This window comes from Brevibacterium sp. BDJS002 (genome assembly GCF_028201555.1).
Classification (GTDB): domain Bacteria; phylum Actinomycetota; class Actinomycetes; order Actinomycetales; family Brevibacteriaceae; genus Brevibacterium; species Brevibacterium aurantiacum.
The window spans coordinates 3,272,164-3,297,509 of record NZ_CP116392.1 but is presented as its reverse complement, the minus strand read 5'-3'; the positions used below and the strand labels follow the sequence as shown (position 1 = coordinate 3,297,509).

General features: G+C 62.6%; 19 protein-coding genes. 11 read left to right on the top strand and 8 right to left on the bottom strand.

Annotated elements, in window-relative coordinates:
• Positions 1-198 precede the first annotated feature (198 nt).
• The 5 genes from PGC08_RS15315 to PGC08_RS15295 are packed head-to-tail and all read left to right on the top strand — an operon-like array spanning position 199 to position 6,391.
• Positions 199-1,242, top strand: coding sequence for a TetR family transcriptional regulator C-terminal domain-containing protein (locus PGC08_RS15315; RefSeq protein WP_271708807.1), 1,044 nt, complete (start codon positions 199-201; stop codon positions 1,240-1,242).
• Positions 1,239-2,786 (top strand): ABC transporter substrate-binding protein, encoded by a 1,548-nt coding sequence (locus tag PGC08_RS15310; RefSeq protein WP_271708806.1) that lies wholly within the window; start codon positions 1,239-1,241, stop codon positions 2,784-2,786. Before PGC08_RS15315 ends, PGC08_RS15310 begins: the two co-directional genes overlap by 4 nt.
• Before the next feature lies 1 nt (position 2,787).
• Positions 2,788-3,741: an ABC transporter permease gene (locus tag PGC08_RS15305; protein ID WP_204232962.1), complete on the top strand. Its 954-nt coding sequence runs from the start codon at positions 2,788-2,790 to the stop codon at positions 3,739-3,741.
• Positions 3,738-4,655, top strand: coding sequence for an ABC transporter permease (locus PGC08_RS15300; RefSeq protein ID WP_198396709.1), 918 nt, complete (start codon positions 3,738-3,740; stop codon positions 4,653-4,655). Before PGC08_RS15305 ends, PGC08_RS15300 begins: the two co-directional genes overlap by 4 nt.
• A complete protein-coding gene (locus PGC08_RS15295; protein ID WP_257944373.1) occupies positions 4,652-6,391 on the top strand; it encodes an ABC transporter ATP-binding protein in 1,740 nt (579 codons plus the stop codon). Before PGC08_RS15300 ends, PGC08_RS15295 begins: the two co-directional genes overlap by 4 nt.
• 101 nt (positions 6,392-6,492) lie before the next feature.
• On the opposite strand, the gene PGC08_RS15290 is transcribed toward PGC08_RS15295, so the two are convergent.
• Positions 6,493-8,253: a DEAD/DEAH box helicase gene (locus PGC08_RS15290; RefSeq protein ID WP_101598761.1), complete on the bottom strand. Its 1,761-nt coding sequence runs from the start codon at positions 8,251-8,253 to the stop codon at positions 6,493-6,495.
• Between the two features lie 307 nt (positions 8,254-8,560).
• Entirely contained in the window at positions 8,561-9,556 is a 996-nt protein-coding gene (locus tag PGC08_RS15285) for an alpha/beta hydrolase fold domain-containing protein (protein ID WP_096157445.1), read from the bottom strand.
• Between the two features lie 172 nt (positions 9,557-9,728).
• Between PGC08_RS15285 and PGC08_RS15280 the strand changes: the two genes are divergently transcribed.
• Positions 9,729-10,418 carry a peptidyl-tRNA hydrolase gene (locus PGC08_RS15280; RefSeq protein WP_096147134.1) on the top strand — a complete coding sequence of 230 codons (690 nt, stop codon included), beginning with the start codon at positions 9,729-9,731 and terminating at the stop codon, positions 10,416-10,418.
• Positions 10,419-10,425: 7 nt separating this feature from the next.
• On the opposite strand, the gene PGC08_RS15275 is transcribed toward PGC08_RS15280, so the two are convergent.
• The gene (locus PGC08_RS15275; RefSeq protein WP_009883311.1) at positions 10,426-10,602 is read right to left on the bottom strand and encodes a hypothetical protein; all 177 of its coding nucleotides are present in this window, start codon (positions 10,600-10,602) and stop codon (positions 10,426-10,428) included.
• 158 nt (positions 10,603-10,760) lie between these two features.
• Between PGC08_RS15275 and PGC08_RS15270 the strand changes: the two genes are divergently transcribed.
• Entirely contained in the window at positions 10,761-11,438 is a 678-nt protein-coding gene (locus tag PGC08_RS15270; RefSeq protein ID WP_133066504.1) for a hypothetical protein, read from the top strand.
• A gap of 97 nt (positions 11,439-11,535) precedes the next feature.
• Here the strand turns inward: PGC08_RS15270 and PGC08_RS15265 are convergent, their stop codons facing one another.
• A complete protein-coding gene (locus PGC08_RS15265; RefSeq protein ID WP_009883309.1) occupies positions 11,536-12,078 on the bottom strand; it encodes an STM3941 family protein in 543 nt (180 codons plus the stop codon).
• Between the two features lie 114 nt (positions 12,079-12,192).
• Here PGC08_RS15265 and PGC08_RS15260 point away from each other — a divergent pair, with 114 nt between their 5' ends.
• The gene (locus tag PGC08_RS15260) at positions 12,193-13,725 is read left to right on the top strand and encodes a deoxyguanosinetriphosphate triphosphohydrolase family protein (protein ID WP_096157442.1); all 1,533 of its coding nucleotides are present in this window, start codon (positions 12,193-12,195) and stop codon (positions 13,723-13,725) included.
• Positions 13,726-13,819: 94 nt separating this feature from the next.
• Here PGC08_RS15260 and PGC08_RS15255 read toward each other — a convergent pair whose 3' ends face one another.
• Complete coding sequence (locus PGC08_RS15255) at positions 13,820-16,030, bottom strand: choice-of-anchor G family protein (protein WP_271708805.1); 2,211 nt, start codon at positions 16,028-16,030, stop codon at positions 13,820-13,822.
• A gap of 525 nt (positions 16,031-16,555) precedes the next feature.
• On the bottom strand, positions 16,556-19,840 hold the full coding sequence (locus PGC08_RS15250; RefSeq protein ID WP_271708804.1) for a choice-of-anchor G family protein: 3,285 nt from the start codon (positions 19,838-19,840) through the stop codon (positions 16,556-16,558).
• Positions 19,841-20,524: 684 nt separating this feature from the next.
• Here PGC08_RS15250 and lhgO point away from each other — a divergent pair.
• Both lhgO and PGC08_RS15240 read left to right on the top strand, forming a co-directional pair.
• Positions 20,525-21,730, top strand: a complete 1,206-nt coding sequence (lhgO, locus tag PGC08_RS15245; RefSeq protein WP_101598888.1) for an L-2-hydroxyglutarate oxidase — start codon at positions 20,525-20,527, stop codon at positions 21,728-21,730.
• Positions 21,731-21,861: 131 nt separating this feature from the next.
• Entirely contained in the window at positions 21,862-22,905 is a 1,044-nt protein-coding gene (locus PGC08_RS15240; protein WP_096161240.1) for a baeRF2 domain-containing protein, read from the top strand.
• Positions 22,906-23,051: 146 nt separating this feature from the next.
• Here the strand turns inward: PGC08_RS15240 and PGC08_RS15235 are convergent, their stop codons facing one another.
• Positions 23,052-24,089, bottom strand: a complete 1,038-nt coding sequence (locus PGC08_RS15235) for a hypothetical protein (RefSeq protein ID WP_193102102.1) — start codon at positions 24,087-24,089, stop codon at positions 23,052-23,054.
• Entirely contained in the window at positions 24,067-24,222 is a 156-nt protein-coding gene (locus PGC08_RS15230) for a hypothetical protein (RefSeq protein WP_271708803.1), read from the bottom strand. The genes PGC08_RS15235 and PGC08_RS15230 overlap by 23 nt, the downstream gene beginning before the upstream one ends.
• Positions 24,223-24,345: 123 nt before the next feature.
• Between PGC08_RS15230 and galE the strand changes: the two genes are divergently transcribed.
• A complete protein-coding gene (gene galE / locus PGC08_RS15225; RefSeq protein ID WP_096157438.1) occupies positions 24,346-25,344 on the top strand; it encodes a UDP-glucose 4-epimerase GalE in 999 nt (332 codons plus the stop codon).
• The last annotated feature ends 2 nt before the right edge of the window (positions 25,345-25,346 follow it).

Below are 25,346 nucleotides of genomic sequence, written 5' to 3'. Positions count from 1 at the left end.
CCTTGCAAAGCCCTGCCTATTGGGACGCACTCTAGCCTGTGAGATGCGCCGCGCTAAGGCAACGCACCGAGGAACCTCAACAACGTTGCCCGCAAAAACGACGTCCGCAGTCGGCTCGACAATCCCGAAGGTCACGAAAAACTAACAAACCCACCAGTAACTATTGCCAAAATCGCAACAACTGTGCAGAATAAAGTGGTGGTTGAGACGAGCAATGGTGCAGGCAGCAGCCAGGAGTCCCTGGTGAGCCGTGTTCGTGATGCGATCAGATCAGCCGGAGTCAACCACAGCGAAGTTGCTCGCAACATCGGCATCGAAGCGAGCAAACTCTCCAAGTCTCTGGCCGGAACACGAAACTTCCGGGTCGAGGAGATCTCACGAATCGCCGCCCTGACCAACGTCAGCACTGATTGGCTCACGACCGGGCGATCGACACAGCCACCGCGGCGACGGACTGTTCCACACTTCCACCGCGAAGCAGGAGACAGGCCAGCCGGAATTGATGCCCGGCCTGGTGAACGAACCGGATCCGCGGACGCTGCCGCCTTACTTGACTACGAGGATTCACTTCCCAACTTGGCGCAGGCCGAGGCAGGGGAGTGGATGTCGAAGGGCAAACGCAATCGGCATCGGATCGTCGCGGCAGCCTGGGAACTCTACGCTGACCTGGGCGTCGACAACGTGCGCACCGAGGACGTCGCACAGGCGAGCGGTCTGAGCACCTCGGCGGTCAACTACCACTTCCGGTCCAAGCCGCAGCTGTTGCAGGCGACACTGCGCTACACCCTCGACGTCCTCTCCGGCATCCGCGGACTCACCGACCCGGCTGACCCTCTGACCACGCTGCGCGAATTCGCGCGTGTCCACGCCGGAGTCAATGCCACGATTCGACGCGTGTGGTCCATCTGGGTCCAAAGCTGGGCCCAGGCCGCCGTCGACGAGCACGCCAGAGCCACGCTCAACGAGGTGTATGCGGAATGGTTCGAGCTGTTCGCCTCCGTCGTCCTCGCCGGCCAGAAGGTCGGCACCATCCGTGCTGGTGACACCATCCTCATGGCCAAGGGCCTGAGCGTCTTCATCGACGGACTCGGCATTGCACGCAGCACCGGCCAGATGAACATCACCGATGCCGAAGCACTGCAGATGCTCGATGACTATCTCAACGACCACCTCGCGGCCACCGCGCCCGGCACCCGAACTTCTGACCGACCCGAACCGCACCCGCAGGAAGAAGGCACATGATCACACCGAATCGAAGACAAGCGTTGGGGGCTGGACTGTCGATATCCGCAGTCGCCGGCTTGAGCGCCTGCGGGGGCACATCCGTCGGAGCCGCCGATGCCGGGGATCCCGTCAAGGGCGGAAGCCTGCGCGTGGGAGTCACCGGCGGCAACTCCGCGGACACCGTCGATGCCCACATTCCCGTCAACAGCGGCGACGTCTGCCGCGCCGTGAACCTGTACAACGCACTCTACGGGTGGGACGACGACTCCCAAGTCGTGCCGCTGCTGGCCGAGTCCTTCGAATCCAACGCCGACGCCACCGTGTGGACGTGCACGCTGAAGGCAGGCATCAAGTTCTCCGACGGCAGTCCGATCACCCCGGACGATGTGATCTTCACCTTCAAGCGGATCACTGACCCCGACGATCCCAAGACAGCGGCCGCGAACTTCTCCATGCTCGACAAAGTCGTCGCCAAGGATGACCGCACCGTGGAGTTCCACCTCAGTGAGGCCAACGGACTGTTCAAAGATGCTGTGGCCGAATACACCGCTGCGATCGTCCCCAAAGGCTACGACCCGGAGAACCCCGTGTGTTCCGGGCCGTTCAAACTCAAGTCCTTCACTCCGGCCCAGTCGACGGTGCTCGTGCCCAACGAGCACTACTTTGACTACGACAAGATGTACCTCGACGAGGTGCAGCTGCTGAACTTCAACGATTCAGATGCCCTCATCAACGCGCTCCTTTCAACCCAGGTCGACGCGATCGCGCAGATCCCGGTAGCACTGGTCGAAGTCATCGGCGCCGATGAACGCATGGCCATTCTCAACTCCGAGACCGGCATGTGGCTGCCCCTGACCATGCGCGTGGACAAGGCGCCCTTTGATGACGTCAAGGTGCGTCAGGCCTTCCGCCTTGTCGTCGACCGGGAGCAGATGATCGAACAGGTCCTCTCCGGCTTCGGCACCGTCGGCAATGACATGTTCGGGCCGCTGAGTGAGAACTATCCCGAGTTCCCGCAGCGCAAACAGGACATTCCCAAAGCCAAGAAGCTCCTCGCCGAGGCGGGCTATCCTGATGGTCTCGACGTCGAGTTGGTGACTGCCCCGATTCAGTCCGGTGCCGTGGAATCTGCTCAGGTCTTCGCTCAGCAGGCCGCCGAGGCCGGGATTCGCGTCAAGATCCGCAGGGTCGATGCGACGACGTTCTTCGGCGAGGAATATCTGCAGTGGGACTTCGCTCAGGACTTCTGGTACACCCGAGACTTCCTGCCGCAGGTCATCTCCTGCGCCTTAGAAGAGTCGCCCTTCAACGAAACCCACTGGGACGAACCGGCCTTCAACAAGGTCTTCGACAAGGTCCGCGGCATCCCCGAGGTCGAGAAGCGACGCGACATGGAACACGAACTGCAGAAGATGCTCTACGACGAAGGCGGCTACATCATCTGGGGATTTGCCAACCAGGTCGATGCCTTCCAGAAGTACGTGGGCGGTCTGGTCAAGAACTCCACCGGGCGGCCCCTGGGCGGCTGGCGGTTTGACCGCGTATGGATCGGAAAGGTGTGACATGTTCGGAAAAGTCATCGGACGCAGGCTGATCTTCTCCGCCTTCATCCTCCTCGCAGTCTCCCTTCTCGTCTTCGGCGCCACGCTGCTGCTGCCCGGCGACGCGGCCCGAGCCATCCTCGGCCAGCAGGCCACCCCGGAGCGCATCGCCGCGCTCAATGAACAGCTGGGTCTCAACCAGCCCGCCTGGCAGCGGTACTTCTCCTGGCTGGGCGGCCTCTTCGTCGGCGATTTCGGCACCTCGACAGCCAGCGGCGGTTCCGTGGCCCAGCTTCTCGGTGAGCGAGTCGGAAACTCGTTCATCCTCATGGCCGCAGCCGCCATCATCTCGGTACCTCTGGGCATAGGCTTGGGCGTCTACCAGGCACTGCACCGCGGCGGCCGACGTGATCAGGCCATGACGGGCCTCAGCCTCGTCTTCGCAGCCATGCCCGAGTTCGTCATCGGCATCGGCCTCATCGCGATCTTCGCGACCTCGGTCTTCCAGATTCTGCCCGCTGTGACCCTGGCTCCGCCGGGTCAACCCGTGTGGGGTCGACCCGAGCAGCTCATCCTGCCTACCCTGACCCTCATCCTCGTCGTCACTCCCTACATTGTGCGGATGATGCGCGCGACGATGATCGAAGTCCTCGACTCCGGTTTTGTGGAGATGGCCAGGCTCAAAGGCGTTCCCGAGACGCGTGTCATCATGCGCCATGCTGTGCCTCATGCGCTGGGACCAGTTGCGCAGGTCGTGGCGATCCAACTGGCGTGGTTGGCCGGCGGCGTGGTCGTCGTCGAGTTCCTGTTCCGCTATCCGGGGCTGGGCCAAGCGCTCATCGACGCGGTGACCTACCGTGACGTGCAGGTCGTGCAGGCGATCTCCATGCTCGTCGCCGCTGTCTACGTTGTGGTGAACCTGGCGGCCGATGTCGTCGGCATCCTCACCAACCCGAAGCTGAGGAGTGCAGCATGAGCACGAACACGAATAGCCTCGACGACCTCAAATCCGCCGCCGTCGACGGTGGTGAGGTGCCCAAGGAATCACAGACCACCTACACCCCGTTCTTCAAGCGGGTGCTGGCACAGAAACAGGGCAAGATCGGTCTGACACTGACCATCATCGTTCTCCTCCTGGCCTTCTGCGGACCTCTGCTGCTGCCGTGGGCCACCGGCAACACGGCGACCGAATTCGTTGCCAAGCCCTTCAGCCCACATGGGCTCTTCGGGTCAGACAACCTCGGCCGCGATGTGCTCTCCCGGTTCTTCGCCGGTGGACTCACCCTCATCGTGTATTCGGTCCTCGCCACAGCCCTGGGCATGATTCTGGGCGCGATCATCGGCATGCTCGCAGCCTATGTGGGCGGGACCTTCGATGCGATCATCATGCGCCTCAACGATGTCATCCTCGCAGTCCCACAGCTGGTGTTCGCGCTGCTGGCCATCACAGTACTGGGACCACAAGGGTGGGTGTTGGTGACCGTCATCGGCGTGACCCACGCCCCACGCATCGCCCGCGTCGCACGCTCGGCAACCCTGGGCGTCATCACCGAGGACTACATCCTCGCCGCAGAGATGTATGCGATGCCGCGGTGGAAGGTGCTCCTGCGAGAGCTGCTGCCCAACATCACCGGCCCGCTGAGCGTTGAGGCCGGGCTGCGCCTGACCTACTCGATCGGCTACATCGCGTCCCTGTCATTCCTGGGACTGGGCCTGCAGCCGCCCGCGGCTGACTGGGGTCTGATGATCAACGAGAACCGGATCGCGCTGAGCATCCAACCCTGGGGTGTGCTGCTGCCGGTGATCGCCATCGCGCTGCTGACCATCGGCACCAACCTGCTCGCGGACTCCTTCGCCAGGGCCACCGCATCGACTTCAGTGGAGGCATGATGACCACCGAGACAACCACCGTCCGCCATGATGATGCGAACCTGCCCAACGAGAAGATCGTCCTGCGCGTGACCGATCTGAAGATCGCGACGAACGCTGGCGACGAGATCCTCCATGGAGTGAACTTCGCACTCAGTCGCGGCGAGATCCTCGGCCTCGTGGGGGAGTCGGGATCGGGTAAGACCACGGCAGGCCTGGCCTGCATGGGCCACTTCCGGGAGGGACTGAAGTTCGCCTCCGGCTCCGTGAGCCTGTGGCCGCGTGGAGATGACACGGCCGTCGAGGTGGTCGAACTCGACGAGGTGGCCGTGCGGTCCCTGCGTGGATCGCGCATCGCCTATATCCCGCAGGACCCTGCACTCTCGCTCAATCCTGCGATGCGAGTGGGGGAGCAGATCCGTGAGGTCCTCGACATCCACAAGTTCGGATCCTCTGAAGCCGAACGCTCCGAGCGGGTGGCCGCAGTTCTCGTCGATGTCGGACTGTCCGGTGACAAGGCCTATCAGAAGCGGTGGCCGCATCAGCTCTCCGGCGGTCAGCAGCAGCGCATCGGCATCGCCATGGCCTTCGCTATGTACCCCGATGTGCTCATCCTCGACGAACCCACGACCGGTCTCGACGTCTCCACGCAGGCAGTCGTCCTCGACACGATCCGGCAGATGACAGTGGCGAACAACGTCGCTGGCCTCTACATCACCCACGACCTCGCGGTGATCAAGGACATCTCCGACCGGGTGGCTGTGATGCTGCGCGGTGACCTGGTCGAAGAGGGCCCGGTGGCGTCCGTGCTTGAGGATCCCCAGCACGAGTACACGAAGATGCTCATGTCCGCCGTGCCGGACCTCGCCGGTCGCAAGACCATCGGTGAGGGTGCGGCAGCGGAACCGGAGTCAGAATCTAAGGCCACGCACATTCTCGTCTCGGCGGGAACGTCGAAGTCTGATGACTCGACGGAATCTGGGGACGGTGCAGCCACCTCGGCGAATGCCCCGTTGCTGCAGGTCAAGGACGTGGCACTGGCCTACGGGAAGGCGCAGATCCTCGACGGCATCAACCTCACCCTGGAACCCGGCGACTGCACGCTGCTGCTGGGTGAATCCGGATCGGGCAAGACGACACTCTCACGGTGCGTGGCCGGCCTCAACGATGACTACTCAGGCACCGTGGCGCTGAGAGGTGCAGAGTTGGCGAGGTCGACGAGGAAGCGGACGAACGAGCAGCGGGTGGGCATCCAGTACGTCTTCCAGTCCCCGTTCTCCTCCCTCAACCCGCGCCGCTCGATCGGTCAGTCACTGACCGTGCCCTTGGAGATGAGCGGTGATGGCACTGCCGCGACGAGGAAGGCGCAGGTTGAAGAGGCCTTGGATTCGGTGCGCCTGGGGCGCAGCTTCTACCACCGTCGGCCGGGTGACCTCTCCGGCGGTGAGCGGCAGAGAGCCGCGATCGCTCGCGCGCTCGTGAACCAGCCTTCGGTGCTGGTCTGTGATGAGATCACCTCGGCACTGGACGTGAGTGTGCAGGCCTCGATCATCGGGCTGCTGCGCACACTGCGGAAGGAACACGATCTGGCGATGCTGTTCGTGACGCACAATATCGCGCTCTCACGCCATATCGCCGACAACCTCGCTGTGCTCAACAAAGGCACAATCGTCGACTACGGTCCCACCGCCGAGGTGCTCGAGAACCCGAAGCACGAATACACGCGCACGCTCATCGCCGACGTGCCGAAGTTCTGAAGGGTTCTCGCCCTCAGCAGAGTGCTCGCGTGACAGACAGATGACGCCTTGCCCTAGTCAATTAGGGCAAGGCCGTCATCTATTTTTCTACAGCGAGTTACTCAGGAGTTGGACGAGTAGACCGCTCGTGAGCCGCCGGACGCCGCCTGGCCGCGATTGCGGTTGCGGGTCTCCGGGCTCGTGCCCCGAGTCTCCGCTGCCCGACGGTTGCCACCGGCGGTGCGAGTGCTGTCACTGCGACGGCCACCACGAGTGCTCTCGTTGCGACGTCCGCCACGGGTGCTCTGCCCGCCTTCGGAAGGACGACCACCGCGGGTGTTCTCGGAGGGACGACCACCGCGGGTGCTCTGACCGCCACGTGCGCTCTGGCCACCCTGGCTGCGCTGTCCGCCGCGAGTGCTCTGGCCGCCACGGGTGCTTTCTCCGCCGCGGCTGCTTTGACCGTTCGAACGTGAGCGGCCTTCCTGGCTTCGACCTCCGGTGCTGCCACCGGACTGGTTGGCGCGAGCCGACTCGCCGCCGCGGCCGCCTCTGCCACCGCGACCTCCGCGGCGACGCCCGGACGAGCGCTGCCCGCCCTGGGGCTGCTCAGCCTTCTGCTTCTCGGCCGCAGCGTCGATGGCGATCTGCGGATCGACATAGTCAGCTGCTTCGCCCACCAGGTCGGTCACAGCGGGGGAGTCCGAGGTGACCTTCTGCGGGGTGACCTTGATGGCGGCCTTGCGCAGGAGTGTCTGTGTGTCTCTGCGCTGCTCGGGCAGCATGATCGTCACGACCTCGCCGGAGCTGCCGGCGCGGGCTGTGCGACCGGAGCGGTGCAGGTACGCCTTGTGTTCGGTTGGGGGATCGACGTGGACCACGAGCTCGACGGAGTCGACGTGCACGCCGCGGGCGGCGACGTCAGTAGCCACGAGGACCTTCACGTCACCTTCGCTGAATGCCGCGAGGTTACGATCGCGTGCGCCCTGGGACAGGTTGCCGTGCAGATCCACGGCCGGAATCCCCTGCGCGGTCAGCTGCCGGGCGAAGCGCTTCGCACGGTGCTTGGTACGCGTGAACATGATGCGACGTCCGGTGCCGGAGGCGAGACGGTGAACCAGTTCGTTCTTATTGTCGTCGGGGACCTCGAACACGTGGTGCGTCATATCGGAGACATGCGAGGAGGGATCGTCGACGGAATGGAGCACCTCGTTGTGGAGGAAGCGGCGCACCAGCTTGTTCACGTCATTGTCCAGAGTGGCGGAGAAGAACATCCGCTGCCCGTGCTCCGGGGTCTTGCCGAGGATGCGGGTGACGCTGGGCAGGAAGCCCAGGTCGGCCATGTGGTCGGCCTCGTCGAGGACGGTGACCTCGATGTGGTCCAGGGAGACCAGGCCCTGCTGGAGCAGGTCCTCGAGCCGTCCCGGGCAGGCGACGACGATATCGACACCAGCGTTGAGGGCGACTTCCTGGCGCTTCTGCTTCACTCCGCCGAAGATGGTCGTGGTCGTCATGCCGTAGGCCTGCGCCAGCGGATCGACGACGTTCGTGATCTGGGTTGCCAGTTCACGTGTGGGGGCCAGGATGAGGCCCCGAGGAGGACGACTGCGCTTCGAGCCGGCCGACTTCGCAGCAGCCAGACGCGTCACCATGGGAATGGAGAAGGCGAGAGTCTTACCGGAACCGGTCTTTCCTCGGCCCAGCACATCGCGACCTGCGAGTGTGTCCGGAAGAGTGTCCTGCTGAATGGGGAAGGCGTTGATCTTGCCTTCGGCGCGCAGGCTTTCGGTCAGAACCTCGGGAACGCCGAGGTCGGTGAAAGTCTGCGGGGTGGTGTCTGTTGCAGATGAACGAGTGGAACTGAGGTTCTGTGAGGGAGCTATGGGAATGACCCTTCGACGTGCCGGAGGGCGCAGCACCACCGATGAATGGTGACGAGAGCCGTTTCCGGTCAAGGTGTGAGAACGCCGTTTTGGCGCTCTGGACCGCCGAGAGAAAACGGCTTCGGAATCATGTAACCGGAATTCTTCACGGTTGCAGAGACGAGGCGTCCTGACGACGCAGGGAACCCGGGAATGGGTTCGCAGGTACTACCAGCATACATGTCTTCTCGCTGGCAGCCGCATCGCCCATATCCTCAAGCCGCCGAGGTGCAGGTGCGTCAGAGCACTTTCGCCGTCACGGCTGCTATCAGGTGAGCCGGTCGGCGGCGAAGCGTGCGGCCTTCGTCAGCACATCCTCAGTGTCGTCGAGGATGCGGCCGAAATGCAGAAACGAGTGCAGCACCTTGGGGTATTCCTCGTAGTCGACATCGTTTCCGGCTCGACGCAGTCGCATTGCCAAAGCACGACCGTCATCACGCAGCGGATCGAGTCCGGCCGCGGCGACGAAGACCGGCGGCAGTCCGTCAAGATCGGCACCGAGGTGGTTATAGAAGGGTGACTCGGTGTCCTTGGTAGAGGCGAAGTACTCGGACATGATGCTGTCGAGATCGTAGGTGCCCATACCGTCCCAGCTGCCGCCGAAATTGCGTCGGCTGGCCGAATCGGTGAGGCCGTGACCCCCATAGAACGACATCAGCGCCTTCACAGCGGTGAAGCTCTCCGGCGATGCCCCGATATCCTCAGGAGCATCGCGCAGCAGCAGCGCTGAACCGATCGTGAGCATGCCACCGGCCGAGTCCCCGGCCACCGCGAGGCGAGACCCATCAATGCCGAAGTCTTTGCCGTTGTCGACAAGGTGGTCGATGACACCGGCGCTCTCATGCAGAGCCTGCGGGAACTTCACTTCGGGGGAGAGCGAATAGTCGACGCCGACAACGGCTGCGCCGCTGGTCTCGGCGAGGACGCGCATGATCCGATCATGCGTGTCGAGGTCACCAACGGTGAACCCGCCACCGTGGAGGAACACGATTCCCGGCAGCACCGCCTCGGCGGTGGGATAGTGGATCCGAACCGGCACGTCGACTCCGGCTGCGGAGATCGTGCCGTCGACGGTGCGGTCCATCGTCGGACCACCCTCGTTCCAGTAGGAACGCTCGGCACGGTACTCCGCGCGAGAGGCAATGAAGCGGGCAGGTGTGCCCGATGGCTTCGTGATCGCACGCACGGCATCCTCCCCGACTTGGTGGCAGGCGTCGGCGCGCGTGGCTTGGATTGCGAGCACGGCCTTCATCTGGGCAGACATCGCATCAACGATGTCCGCAGGGATCGTGGCCAGCAGGGCCGCGGTGAGGTCGACGGCAGGGATCGGACGGGAAATGGTCAGTGCCTTTCGTCGACAGCATCTCGCAGGTCAAGGCTACTCGGCGACTCTGGCACCTCGGGTGGCGGTCTTGCCGGCGACTAGGATTGGCACCATGACCGAGCATATGCGCAGACACGAGTCCGACCACGAGGTTCCGTGGTCACTGCCGATCGTGGTCCGGCGGTCGAAGACGGCTATTGCCCGCCACATCGACGTCGTCGAAGCCACCGCCCGAGCCGTCGTCGCTTTCCTCGACGACCCGCGCTCGCAGCCGGAAGGCGAATGGCACGAAGCGGTCGAGTACTGGCGTGACGGGGCCATCCGCAAGGTCGTGCGCCGAGGTGATGGGCAGAAGCTCGAGGACGCACGAGCCCTGGGCTGTGTGGAGGTGACCTTCGGCGGCACGGAGGATTTCGGTCCTGCTGAGGCGTTCGTGTTCCCTCCCGGGCCGGTCGAACCCCTGCCGAAGGAGCTGAAGAAGCTGCAGGTCGGCGGCACTGAGTTCCCCGATGAGGGCGGCACCTCGGTGTCTGCCGCCGAGGCGGTCGTGACCATCGAACTCTCACCGTTGGTGACGCTGACGACGGGCAAGGCCGCAGCGCAGTGCGGTCACGGTGCGCAACTGGCCTACGAGCAGATGCCCGCCGAGGTGCGTGACCAGTGGCGAGCATCCGACTTCAGCCTGCGCGTGGTGACCCCGACGAAACCCGAATGGGCGGCAGGCAATCGGCCCGTAAGCGTCGTTGACGCGGGCTTCACCGAAGTGGACGGTCCCACCGAGACTGTTCGGGCCTGGTGGTGAGAGGCGGCTACTCCGCGGCTGCCTCTTTCTCGTCGTCGTAGAGAGGACGCGTCCTCGTACCGTTTCCGAATTCGTCGAGGATGATCATGTGCTTGACCATCTCGCCGGCCTCCTCATCCCAGACATCGATGAGGTCGCCCGGATGCGTGCCGGGCTGATAGAAATCTTCGTTGACTCCAACCACTGAACCCACCTCCTATGGTTCCTATGACGCTACGCCACTGTGATGCAAGTCTCAAGGAATTTCCTGGTGCTTTCGCCGAGGTGGTCCATGCGCTCGCCGAGGTGGTCCACCGTTAGCATTGTGTGGGGTCGCTCAGCAGATGACCCAGGTGACGAGAGATGAGAGAGGCCCGGATGAACTTCGCAGGCAAGCTGGTGTGCTTGTTCTTTCCCGGCGCTGTGTTCATCTTTCTCAGCGGTTTACTATCGGATGTCCTGCCCGGCGTCGCCCTGGGCGTGGGATACGTCGGATTCTTCGTTCTCATCGCGTGGCCGATCTTCTCGATCGTCGTCGAGGTTCGTCACAACCGTCGGCTCAAACATCAGCAGCGGCACCACAGCCCGGAACTCAGGGACACTGAGACTCAGGTATTGGCAGCAGAGGCCCCTGTCAAAGACTCGCTGTACACGTTCACCTCGGGCGTCGACGCTGTGATCATGATGTTCGCACTGCCGATGCTCCTCCTCGGCGGCATCGGAGTATTCTGCCTGGTCACCCTCAACGAGGACCCTGAGACGACGACCGTCAAAGCCGTCGGCGGCATAGCGTCTCTGGGGCTTCTGGCCGGTTACCTATTCATGATGGTGCGCGGACGAACCCCACTGACATTGCGCATCATGGGCATCGCAGTGGCCGCTTTCGGCCTGGCCGGTCTCATCGCAGTCGGCACAGTGTTGGCCAGCGACGGGGTCACCAGCGTCGGTGATGTGATCATGGCAGTCACCAGCGTGGTGATGGTCGCCTCCGGACTGTGGTTGGCGATCACCGGGCGCAACACCTTCAAGCGTCAGGGCTGATCCCAGGAGACGACGAAGCGGCCCGCTCGAAAGCAGGCCGCCCCATCAGATTGTGCGATATGCGCGGTTCGTGTGGTGTCACACGACTCTTGTGGTGTCACACGGTGGTGCGTGATTTGTGTTCTTGTTCGAGCCAGTAGCAGAGTTCAGGCTTTCTCACAGCGAGACCATTCGGAGCCCAGAGCACCTTTTCCTCGGTGCCGTCGTCCTTCGTACTGGTTGCGACTCCGAGGCCAGCGGCCGCCTGGCGGTCAGCCTCGTCGTCGGTGATGACGATCTCGATGAACACATTGGAGTTCTGCTTCACCGCGTGGATGTCGAGGATCTGTGACCACGGAACGAGCCCGGCCTTGGCGGTCTTCATTGTGATGCCTTCGGGGGAGACCGTCAGCCCAGGAGTGCGGGCGAAGAGCCTGCGGACCATGACGATGAGGCCGAGGAGGAAGAAGGCGACCGCGACCCAGCCGAGGATCATCCACAGAATGGAGCCGCCGAACGCCATCGCAAGGCCGACGAGGATGAAGATCACACAGGCGATGATGAGCCCGATGGACTTGCCGCGGGAGAAGAGGAAGGGCACGGACTGTCCCTGGGCGAGAGTCGCCGCCCACGCGTCGACGTCTTTTTTCGGTGTGGCCATGAGGATGGGGCTCCTGAGGGTGAGTGGGCGCCTGAGTAGGCAGAACACCTCATGTTAACCAACGCCACCTTGTCCCTCCCGACCGGGGCGGCGATTCTGTAGGCTGGGGCCATCATGACGGAGAGACTGAAACTTCACACTGAGGGTGGACGCGAGCGCGACGTCGCCGAGGCGGGTCAACCTGGCGAGGACGAGTTCCGTGTCGATATCGAACGGATCCGTTTCTCTCCCTTCTTCTCGCGACTGGCCGCCGTCACCCAGGTCATCCCGCAGGCAGGCTCGGGCACCGTCATCCACAACCGGTTGACGCACTCGCTCAAGGTCTCTGCCGTGGCCCGGTCGATCGCCATCACCTTGAATAACTCCGATGAGCGCACCCGCACGCTGCTGTCCGAGCTCGGCGGATGCGATCCGGTGGTGGTTCAGGCTGCCGCCGCAGCCCACGATATGGGCCACCCTCCGTTCGGCCACCTCGGCGAGAAGGAACTCGATCGCGTCTCACGGTCGGTGCTGCGTCTGCCTGATGGATTCGAGGGCAATGCCCAGACCTTCCGCATCCTCACGGCTCTCGACAGCTGTGACGCCACGGCGCGCGGGCTCAATCTCACCCGGGCGGTCAAGGCCGCGGTGCTGAAGTACCCGTGGGCGCGCAGCGATTGGACGCAGCATCAGCGGCTGAGCTCGGCCGAGATGCCCAGGGGAGTCGGTGACGAGGTGGCGCAGGGGGCGATGAAGTTCTCTGCCTACGCCACCGAGACGGCCGAGATGCACGATGCGCTGTCGGTGTTCCCGCGGATGGGGCAATACCAGCAGACTTTGGAGTGCGCGGTGATGGACGTCGCCGATGACATCGCCTATGCGGTGCACGACCTCGACGATTTCTACCGGTCGAACATTCTGCAGTACACCAGCGTCTCTGCCGAGTTGGGCCGGTGGCTGGGCGACTGCCGTGAACTGGCACAGCTGCATGACACGGAGTTGGACCGGCGCCGGCCCGGCCATGCGCTCGAGTCGATGTGGCGCCACATTCAGGAGAAGGACCCGTGGATCGCCGATGAAGATGCGTTCCGGCAGTCGGTGCAGCGGGTCAACCGGGATCTTGTCGAAGGTCTGCTGGCGGTGCCCTATGACGGGGGACTGGAAGCCGACCGTGCCGTCACCGCGTTCACGAGGCGGTGGATCGATCGGCTCAAAGCCTCCATCGTCGTCGATGCGCAGCCGCATATCCGCAGCGGTCATGTGCGTCTGTCCGACACCGCCTGGCATGACGTGGTGGTGCTGAAGTTCGTCCACTCGAGGTTCGTGCTCGAACGCTCTGATCTTGCGGTGTATCAGCGGGGGCAGACTCGGATCATCGCCTCCCTGGTGGAGGGCTTCCACGAATGGCTGCGCGATCCCGACGAGGCGACCACGATTCCCAGGCGTCTCCTCGATTCGGTTGAGGCCGCCACACAGGAGTACCAGGAGCTCTACGACAGGGATCCGTCCAGCCTCGGCGAGGAGGGCGCCAGCGCCATCGTCAGGTTGGGCCAGGCTCGAGCGGTGGTGGACTACATCGCCTCCTTCACTGATGCGCAGGCCATGTCCGTCAACGCGTTGATCACCGGTTCCTCGGAAGAGCCGTGGGAGGCCGGACGCGGCTTATAAGGTTTTCGGGCAGACGAAAGGCGGGGCCGGAGTTCTCACTCCGACCCCGCCTTCTGCGTGGTATCAACCGTTCACACGGTCACGAGACTCAGTCTCAGAGACCTGAGCGGTTGCGGCGCGTCAGGTAGATTGCGATTCCACCGCCGGCGACGAGGAGAGCAGCGAGCCCACCCAGAGCCAAGGTGCCGTTGGCACCGGTGCGGGGCAGGTCGCCACCGTCAGCAGCAGCCGATGCGCTGGCATCGTTGCTGGCGTTTGCGTCGTCAGCTGAGCTCGCCGAGGCGTTTGCCTCGTCGTTGTTGTCAGCGGCGGCGTTGGCGTCATCGGTGGCAGCTGCGGAGTCGTCAGCGTTTGCCGAAGCGTTCGCTTCTGCGGTGGTGGCAGCCGAATCGTCTGCATCAGCAGTCGCCGAGGCGTTGGCATCGTTGGTTGCCGAAGCCGAGTCATCTGCGTCAGCCGATGCGTTCACGTCAGCGTTGGCAGCGGCTGCGTCATCAGCATCTGCGGTGGCAGCAGCCGAGTCGTCTGCGTCAGCGGTTGCTGAGTCATCGGCATCAGCAGTTGCTGCTGCAGAATCGTCAGCGTCTGCGGAGGCCGAGTCATCCGCATCAGCGGAAGCGGTGTCATCAGCGTTTGCGTCATCGCCCGGAGCTTCATCGGCTGCGGTCGCACGGACCGAGGAGGAAGCCAGGTTGATGTCGGCAACGGCATCAGCGGCCTGAGCCTGGTTGGGTGCAGCCACGTTCGGCAGCAGTTCGAGGCTCACTGCGTTGACGGTGAAGCCAGCGTCCTCGGTGCCCTTGACGTTGCTGTCTTCGGCAGGATCGCGCTTCGTGGGCTGCTCGTTGATCGTCAGGTCGACGACCTTGTTGAGTCCCTCGAAGACAGGGTCGAGGCCGGAGAGGATCGGGTCCACGGCATCGGTGACTCCACCGGTGACCTGATCAGCGGTGGAGTTCAGGATTCCGCCGATGATCGGTTCGGTGACTCCCAGGAGTCCTTCGAGCAGGGGACCGGTGATCGAGTTGATCAGGTCGCCGAGGTCGATTCCGGCGACGTTGAGGTCGGTCGTGACCTTCGGATCGCCTTCGCCGGTGCCGGCGAGCTGGCCGAGTGTCGCGTCGATGTCGATCTTGCCGTCAGCTGGGATGCCGGCGACCGAACCCTCAGCGGGCAGGGAGATCTTGGCGTGGGCGTCGTTGAGGCCATCCTTGAGGGTCTCATTTAACTTGCCGCTCAGCGTGCCGAGAGCTTCGGCAACCGCGTCGGTGATCTTTCCGATGGTCTCGGAGGTCAGCACCTGAGTGTTGGGGTCGAGGCCGTTGAGGTCCTCACCGTTCTCACCATTGACGACCTTGGCCAGGTCGATCTTGATGTCACCGTTCTTGAGATCGATCGAGACGATTCCTGCTTTGTCTGCGAGTTTCTCGTTGACGAGGTTCTCGACGACGCTGTTGAGGGCGTCCTGAGTCTCGACGCTGACGGTGGTGCCTTCGCCGCCGAGCTTGAGGTTGGCGAGACCGGTGTTGATGTCGATGCCGGCCTTGGCCAGTTCGTCGGCGAGGCCTTCCTCGGCGATGACATCTTCGAGAGTGCCGCCGGCTCCGTCGACAACCTTGTTGAGCTCGTCGGAGAGTCCACCGACTGCGGGGCTGGAGACGGTCATGACGCCATCGGCCACGACATACTCAGAGGATGGGTTTTCCGAGCCGTTTGCCTCTGCCGTGGATGCGACTGCGCCCAGGGAGAGCGAGAGCTCGTCGACGATGTTGTCGGTGACTCCATCGAGACCGGCCTGTCCCAGAACCTGCGTGAGGTCGACTTCGGCATTGCCGTAGTCGCCGTTGTTGATGTCATCGACGTTGAGGGCGCCGTCCTTGCCGACTGCACCGGCACTGGCCTTGGCGCTGTCCGCGGATGGTGCATTGCCATATGCGTTGAGTGCTCCGGCCTCGCCGAGCTTGAGGAGGCCTTCGCCGCCGGGCTCGCTGATGACGGGCAGTGAGACGCCATTGCCCAGATCCAGGTCGAGGGCGCTCAGTGCTTCTGCATTGAGGGGAGTCTTCGCTTCCTCCGGATTGCTGGGGAAGCTGCTGTACGCGCCAGCGGCATCGACGAGCTGATCGTCGAGGAGTTCCGACTGGACCAGCTGGCCAAGTGCTTCGGCCTCTTCATTGGGGTCCTGCTCGATGGCGGCTGCGCTGGGCGAGGTGACCATGACGGTCAGTCCCAGAGCGGTGACTGCGGCTGCGCTACCGACGGCGATCTTACGCACGGGCGGCTGCCCGTTACGGAGCTTCTTCATACTTCTCCACTTCCATTTGTGAGGATCGACCGACGTTGTTTGCGTACAAGGTGCCATGTGCTTTTCGGCCGAACGAAAATCACCCTACAAGGTCATTGGAGAATAATGCGAAAGTAATGTGAAAGATAACGAAAATGTAACGGCGTGATCGTGTGTGCAGGTGGTGAGTGGTGACGTGAACCTTTGGTGAATGCCTCTGGAGGGTGTCTTCGGGAGAGGTTTTGGTGTAGGAGGGGCCTAGCCTTGAGAATGCGGGGTCGCGCCCACGCCGCTCTTCACCGGCAGACATCCTTGTGTCTCAGGTATTGAAACGTCGATACTTTTGTTCGAACTAAAGTCTGGCCGCAGTGCGCTGAGTCACGGAGCGTAATATGACGAAATTGTCACGAGTGCGTGTCGTAAATTACCAGGCGGTAAAGCTAGGGTTCGGGTTTTTGCGCGATGAATAGACGGCGGCGGGGCCGGAGCTTTCGCTCCGACCCCGCCGCTGCAGGCGCTCAGCTCAGTGGCTGAGTCTCCTATGTATCAGTGCTTACCTGCCGAGGCGCGGTAGCGACGTGTTCCGAAGACCACGGCTGCACCGCCTGCGATGAGCAGGGCTGCGAAGCCGGCCATGGTCAGAGCGCCGTCGGCACCTGTCCGTGGGAGGTCTCCACCGTCGCTGCTGCCCGAGGCATTGGTGCTGGCTCCGGCACTCGCCGAGGCGTTCGAACCTGCGGAAGCGTTCGACTGGCTTGAGGAGCTGGCCGAGGACTCGGAGTCCGAGGAAGCTCCGGCGTTAGCCGATGCTGCCTGATCCGAATCTGCAGAAGCAGCTGCCTGATCTGCATCGTCATCCGACGAAGCGCTGGCCTCTGCACCATCAGCGTCCGCAGAAGCGGTTGCTTCTGCTTCGGCCTCTGCAGCGTCAGCCGCAGCGGTTGCCGAGCCCTCTGGGTCAGCGTCGGCTGAAGCGGATGCCTCTGGGTCAGCATCAGCCGAGGCTGCGCTGTCCGGATCGGCGCTGGCGCTAGCGTCAGATGCTGCTGCAGCTTCCGCAGATGCCTCAGCTGAGGAATCAGCGTTCGATGCCGCCGAAGCTGCTGCTGCCGGATCGGCGTCAGCGGCTGCGGTTGTATCGGCGTTGGCCGCATCATTGTCATCAGCAGTCGCCGAGGCTTGGGCTGCGGTCTGAGCCGATGCATTCGTCTCGGTCGTTGCGTCAGTCGAGGCCTGCGAAGAGGCTTCTTCGTTGGCTGCGGACTCGGCAGCTGCTTCAGCGCTTGTATCTGCTGCTGCGGACGCTGTGGTGTCGGCGTCAGCGGTAGCGGCGGCCTGTGCTGCTGCCTGGGCTGACGGATCTGCGTCTGCCGTTGCATCAGCGGTGGTCGAAGCAGATGCCGAGGCCGAGGCGTTTTCGTTGGCACCGGACTCGTTGTCTGCGTCTGCAGCTGCAGAGTCATCGGCAGTTGCCGCGGCTGATGCCGAGGCCTCCGACGAGGAATCTGCGTTCGAAGCAACGCTGGCTGCCGCTGCCGGATCGGCATCAGCTGCAGCGTTGGTGTCTGCGTTGGCCGCGTCAGTGTTGTCCGCGTTCGACGCTGCCTCTGCTGCTGCGGTGGCCGAGGCATTCGTCTCGGTGGTTGCATCAGCGGAGGTCTCGGAAGACGCGTCCTCGGTGGCTGCTGATTCAGCTGCTGCTTCTGCGCTGACATCTGCGGCTGCAGTTTCGTCAGTGCTGGCATCGGCCTGGGCCGCAGCCTGAGCTGCAACTTCAGCAGATGCATTGGAATCGTCATCAGCGTCTGCCGAGGCTGCTGCCGAAGCTGCAGCGTTGGTGTTCACGTCTGCCTCTGGATCGGCGTCTGCCGCGGCTGCGGCGTCAGGGTCAGCAGTTGCATCGGCAGTTGCTGCGGCCTCGACCGAAGCCTCCGAAGAGGAATCAGCAGTCGATGCGGCCTCAGCGGCAGAGCCTGAATCGGAGTCAGCGGCAGCGGAGGATTCCGCGTTCGTGTTGTCGCTGGCGTCTGCCTGTGCCGCTGCCTCTGCTGCGGTTGTCGCCGCGGCATTGGGGTCCGTGGTGGCGTCAGCAGACGTTTCCGATGAAGCGTCTTCGTTTGCCGCAGACTCTGCAGCGGAGGTTGCGTCGACATCTGCAGCCGCTGAGGCTGTGGTGTCAGCGTTATCCATTGCCGCAGCCTGAGCTGCTACTTCAGCGGAACCGTTTGAGTCGTCATCAGCGGTGGCCGAGGCTGCAGCCGAAGCTGCCGCGTTCGTGTTCGCATCTGGGTCCGGCGCCTGAGCCTCAGGGATCGCGCGAACTGACGAAGAAGCCAGGTTGATGTCGATGGCATCAGTCGATGGGAGGAGCTCAAGGCTCACCGCACTGACAGTGAAACCAGCGCCATTGGAACCATTTCCAGTGACTTGGCTTTCCTCATCCTTCAACGTCGGCTGCTCGTTGATCGTGAGATCGACAACCTGGTTAAGCGCACCGAACACGGGGTCGAGGCCATCGAGGACGGGATCGACGATTGAAGTGACACCGGTCGACAGTTCGTCAACGGTTGCTGTGAGGATTCCGCCGATGAGGGGCTCGGTGATTGCGAGCACCGCGGTGATGACAGGCTGGGTGATCGCATTCAGCACTGTGCCGACCGGAACGCCCAAGAGAGACAGATCTGTGTCTACGACAGGGTCGGAATCGTCTGTGCCAGCGAGCTGACCGAGAGTCGCATCTACTGTGACTTTACCGTCAACGGCGGGAATGCCCAAGGCTGAAATATTCGCAGGCAGCTCGATCACGAGGTGAACCTCGTTGAGCGCATCGGTCAGTGTCTCGGTGACCTTGCCTGTGAGAGCTCCGAGTGCGTCTGCGACAGCAGTCGTGATCGCCGAGATGGTATCCGAGGTCAGAACCTGGGTGTTCGGATCGAGACCGTTGAGGTCCTCAGCGTCCGCACCCTTGAGGATCTTCGCGAGATCGATCTTGATGTCACCTGACTCGAGGTCGATCGAAGCGATGCCTGCTGCGTCCTTGAGCTCTTCATTGATGACATTTTCAACCACGCTGTCGAGGGCATCGCGTACCTCGACGGACACCTGAGTGCCTTCTCCGCCGATGTCTACGGACGCGATTCCCACATCGAGGTTGACGCCGACCTTAGCCAGCTCGGTGACGAGGCCTTCGTCGCCGATGACGTCATCGAGCGTGGTACCAGCGCCCGCGACGAGTTCATCGAGTGCACCGGAAATGTTGCCGACTGCCGGGCTGGAGACCGTCAGAATGCCGTCGGCGACGACATAATCGGAGTTGTCTGCTTCACCATTGCTGTCTGCTGTCGAAGCGATCGCTCCGAGCTCAAGGGTGAGGTCATCGACAACCTGGTCGGTGACTCCGCTCAGACCGAGCTGGTCGAGTAGAGACGTGAGGTTGACGTTGGCATTACCGGCGGTGCCGTTGTTGATGTCATCGACATTGATTGCTCCGTCTTCGCCGACAGCGCCGGCGCTGGCCAGCGCATCGTTGTAAGCAGGAGCATGGCCATAGGAGTTGAGCGCGCCGACATTTCCGAGGTCAAGGAGACCGCTGCCGTCTGCGTCACTGATCAGGGGGAGCGAAACTCCGTCCCCAAGGCCGATATCCAGTGCGCCGAGAGCATCTACGTTCAGCGGTGTGCTGTCCGCATCTCTACTTGTGGGGAAGCTGCTGTATGCAGAAGCTGCGTCGAGGAGCTCTGCGCTGAAGAGATCAGACTCAATCAGCTGGCCAAGGGCCTCAGCATCTTCATTCGGGTTCTGTTCGTCGGCTGAACCCGGTGACGTTGTCATCAGGGTGAGCCCTAGCGCTGTGGCGGCTGCAACGCCTCCGACAGCAATTTTACGGCCGGTCGATTGCCGGCCTCGGAGCATCTTCATGGTTCTCCACATCGTTTGAATCGTGAACATCCGCTGGGCGGAAACAGGCAGTCTCCTGGCAGATCCCTCACAACCCTACGTAGTAACCAAAAAGTAATCACGAAATCACGGACAAAGTTACGATGTCGTTATACTTACCGTGAAGTTGGAATCGTCTGGTCCGTGAATTTTCGGTGTCAGGATTCTGAACCGCGGCTACGGGGCTGTGTGGCTGGACGGTCGTGACTCTGTCTGAAATCGACTTCTCATCTGCAGATATAGAGATAGTCGCAAGTCAAAAGCCGCGCGAAGTCTCTTCGGGAGGTAGGTCCAGAGGCAAATGGTCGCCCGTGTGCGGCGTAAAATTTCCCACTCGACCGCGCCAACCTAGTCATTCTGTGGTAACTACGAAAGTTGCGCAGAAGTAATCGAATTCATGACAACTTAGTTAGAAATGAGACCTAACCGCGACCAGGTGCATGAACTGCGGCTGATTCGAGACCAAGCCGGCAGGTGAGAGGCTGAGCAAAGCCTGCCAGCAGACTGATTGCGCGGTGGGTGGGACGGCAATAAGGTCAAAGCATCCGCGACAGCAGACGAAGGGGTTGAAGTGTGGGTGTGAAGAGACGTTTCGCTGTGATCGGCGCGGGCATCATCGGTGCGGCTGTCGCGAGGGGTCTGGTCCAGAAGTATGACGGCGCAGACGTCACGCTCTACGAAAAGGAAGACCACCCGGCTGCACATCAGACTGGCCACAATTCCGGCGTTGTTCATGCAGGCCTCTACTATGAGCCCGGCAGTCTCAAGGCTCTGCTCTGCAGGCGAGGTGTCTCGCTGCTGCTCGACTTCGCACGCGAACACGATGTCGCATTCGAAGAGTGCGGAAAGGTCGTTGTTGCGACGAACGACGTCGAGGTGGAACGCCTGGATGGAATCCATGCTCGTGCCCGAGCGAATGGCGTCCCCGATGTTGAACTTCTCGACCGCGACGGACTGCTTGAGGCGGAGCCGAATGCCGAGGGCATAGCCGCGCTGCACTCACCGCACACTGGAATTATCGACTATCGCGGCCTGACCGAAGCTCTCGTCGCCGACTTCCGCCGTAGCGGTGGTCGAGTTCGCTTCTCCACAGAAGTGAAGCGAATCGGCCAGCGCAACGGGAGCAACGGCAGCACGGCGATTGTTCATTCGAGTGTCGACTCGCAGGAGTACGACCAGGTCATCACCTGTGCCGGCCTGCAGGCCGACCGACTCGCGGCGCGCTCAGGCGAGGACAAGAACCCCAGCGTCGTGCCGTTCTTCGGGCAGTACTTCATCCTCGAACCGCGTTTCAATGACACCGTCAACGGCCTGATCTACCCGGTACCCGACCCGAAATACCCGTTCCTCGGCGTCCACGTGACCCGCCGCATCGACGGCGGCCTGATGATCGGACCCAACGCGTTCCTCTCCTTCTCCCGGGAAGGGTACAAGGGGCTTGGCCTCAACGTCCCCGATTCCCTGGCAGTGGCAACAGATCCGGGATTCTGGAGATTCGCCGCCGGCAACATGGCCACCGCCGCCCGTGAAATCGGCGGTGTCCTCTCGATCGAGAAGTTCGTCGCTGAGGCCGCCCGATACGTTCCCGCCCTCGACGGGGCAGGCGGGCGCCGAGCAACCCGTGGAATCCGGGCCCAGGCAATGAACCGCAACGGGACCCTGGTCGATGACTTCGTCATTGATCGTGCGGGAGCCACGATGTTCGTCAGGAATGCGCCCTCGCCCGGGGCCACCTCGGCGCTGGCGATTGCCGAACATCTCATCGACACTGCCGCTCTCACCTGAACAGGTGAACACCACATCGTTCCACCCGGTGTGCGTTGTTTCCCGTCAGCGCAGGCTGTTTACAACCACTGGCGATAGGTGCAAGTCTGGGGTCGAGGCCACATATCTGGCATCGAATATGAACGGAGCTGATGATGAACTTCGAAAATCTACGCACTGTATATGACAACCAGGGTCCCTTCGCCACCGTGTATCTGGAAGGGCGTTCTCCTGCGGCCGATGCCGAGAAGCAGGTGCGGCTGAGGTGGGACGAGCTCCGTGAGAACCTCGCGAGCGCCGGCGCGGCAGACGAAATCCTCAAGAACCTCGACGACACATTGATCGTCGAAGACATCACCGAAGTTCAGACCGACGGGCGGATCGTCGTCGCCAACGCGGCCGGAGTCGTCCTCGACGAGCACTGGGATGCCGCACTCGGCACCGGTGACACCGCACATTACGGACAGGTCCCTGAACTGGGAGCCTATGTCCGTGAAGGATGTCGCCTGGTCGATATGGTCCTCGTCATCGCCAATCAGGAGGGTGCGACCATCCGCGAGCTGCGGGTATCCCCACAGCACGAGGCGACGCAGCAGGATGAGTCAGTCGTCAGCGGTGACAACGATGAGGACATTCACGCACCACGTCAGGGCGCGCTCTCGCACAACCAGATCCGACGTCGGGCCGATGAGATCGTCAAAGACAATGCTCGCGCAGTCGCTGACCAGGTCGACCAGATTGTTCGTGCCCGTGAACCGGACCTCGTCGTCGTGGCCGGCGAAGTTCAAGGTCGGACCGCGGTGAAGGCCGAACTGTCGACCCGAGTCACCGAACTCCTCGAAGAGACCGATCAGGGAGGCACAGATGATGACGCTGCAGAAGATGCCCTCTACGACGCCTTGAAATCGCTTGCCTCTGATCGGGTTCAGGCTAAACAGACCGAAGACTCGGAGAACCTGTCCTACAGCAAGGCGCACGACCTTGCAGTAGAAGGACAGGAAAAGGTCTCTCAAGCGGTTGGGCGCGGGGCCGTAGCGACCGTGCTCCTCAACTACGATGTTGGTTCCGAAGGCGAAGGAGCGATCCTGGCTGACGCTGTGCTCTCCTCCGCTGGCTTCGGACTCGTTGACGCTGACGTCGCTGACGGAATAGCAGCGATCCTGCGCTACGACGCAGCCACAGCCCTGGCCGACTGATTACGGCCGACTAGCCGCAGCTGGCTGACCAAAGTCGGCTAGATTCCGCACTCAACATGCTTCGCTCGCAGGCGGTACTGGCGGGCATCGTTGAGTGCGGAACTTTTGCTTGGGTGTCGGCGAACTGGAGCGCTATTGCCGATCGGTCAACTGTTCCCTGCGACATAGACGCGGGAGCGCAGGCGTTGAGCATGGGTTATGTTCTTCACATCAACATCGCTGTCGAAGGTTGAGCCCAGCGCACCGGCGACGACGCCCATCGCGGCGCTGAGCCAGGCGATGTCGAGGTAGTTGGTGAACTTCGCCTCCGGCCGGTGGATGGTCTGGGCCATGAAGTCCGGGTCGATGACGATGAGGCTGCCCACCAGAATGCCCGCGACCAGCAGTATATAGAGGGCGCCTACGCAGATGATGAGGGTCAGGACAGTGGACAGATTGTAGTAGAAGACGACCTGGACCAGTCGCTTCCTGGACGGTCTGTCCCAGAGGCCGTTGACCGTCAGCAGCCATCCGACCATTACTGCGATCGCGATGAGTCCGATGGAGATCAGGCGCGCCGTGGACAGGTGGTGTGACATCTGCCAGATCGAACTGTAGAAGATGCCGAACGCCCCCGTCGCCGAGGCTGCGGCCAGAGCGCGCGAGAGCTTCCGTGCCATGCGCAGCGGTTCATTGGCCATGGTCATGCCCAGCACCAGGCGCGTGCCACCGGTGAATGTGTGAGCATGCAGGGTGCGGCGCCCGGAATCAGCCCGGCTCGACCATTGTCCCCACCTGGGCAGGCTGTGCTTCGGAGCCGTGTGGCCGTCGGGCAGCAGCTGATTCGTGCAGCTCATGAAGATCTTGAGCAGACGACGCCGGGTAGTCAATGCGCCGAGGGTGGGATTCGAGACCACAGCAACCTTGCGGTCCGGTAGCACCTCGGCGATGAGCGGTTTGTCCTGGGTGTGCCGAGGAATGTCGGTGAACATGATGACGAGGTCAGCGCTGGGGTACCTGTCCACGATCGAGTCGAGGGTCGACATCTCCAACTGATGATCTGCCTGCACACGGATCGTCTCTGTGCAGGTGTCGACGTGGACGTCGACAGCGAAACTCTGCCGCAGCAGCTCTTCGAACTCGTCTTTGATCGCCGCGACCCGACGACTCGGAGGGCCGGGATCAGCGATGAGGAGCAGATGCATCGCAACACGTGCTTTCGTCCATGGCGTCCTCCACGGGGCAGGCGTCGGGCGGTTCGCCGACGTTCTCACTCTCGCAGTCATGGGCGGCGTTGAACAGGGGGAAGCTGACTTCGGGCATTTCCACACTGCTCATTCAGTGCGTCTTGATGTCTGGGAAGCCCTGATGTCGGGGAAGCGGGATGGTCACGTATTCTGATGTGGGTATGACGCAGCGTATCGACCGCTGTGAGAGAGCTAGTGAAAGTGAGATCGGCACATGAGTGTTCTGGTGACCGGAGGGGCCGGCTACATCGGCTCCCACGTAGTACGGCTGCTGTCCGAACGCGGTGATGAGGTCCTCGTCGTCGACGATTTCTCCACCGGCATCGAAAGCCGAGTCACCGGTCTGCCGATCGTCAGCCTCGACCTTGCCGCCGCCGATGCCGAGGACCGCCTCGTCGCTGCGATCGAGGAGCACTCGGTGGACTCGATCATCCACTTCGCCGCGAAGAAGCAGGTGGGGGAGTCCGTCGAAGAGCCCATCATGTACTACCGCCAGAACATCGGCGGACTCACGAACGTCCTCGCCGCGGCCGAACGCACCGGCATTGAATCCCTCGTCTTCTCCTCCTCGGCCGCAACCTACGGCATGCCCGATGTCGAGATGGTCGCCGAGGACCTCGACTGCCGACCGATCAACCCCTACGGCCAGACGAAGCTCATCGGCGAATGGATGATCGACAATGCGATCACCTCGGCGAAGATGCGCGGTGCGAAGTTCAACGCCGTGAAGCTGCGCTACTTCAACGTCGCCGGAGCCGGCTGGACCGAGCTCGCCGACACCGCCGTCATGAACCTCATCCCGATCGTCCTCGGACGCATCGCCGACGGCAAAGCCCCCATCATCTTCGGCGACGACTACGACACCGCCGACGGCACCTGCATCCGCGACTACGTCCACGTCAAGGACCTGGCAGAGGCGCACATCGCCGCGCTCGACTACATGAAGTCCGGCAACACCTCGGAGACGGTGTTCAACGTCGGCACCGGAACCGGAGCATCCGTGAAGGAAGTCATCGACGCCATCGCCGAGGCGACCGGACGTGACATCGTGCCCGAAATGGGCGAGCGTCGCGCAGGCGACCCACCCGCACTCGTCGCCGATGTCTCCCGCATCGGTGCGCTGTTGAGCTGGAAGGCCGAGTTCGACCTCGACGAGATCGTGCGCAGCGCGGTCGAGGCCGCGGGGATGCTGCCGGAGCAGACCAAGGACTGAAA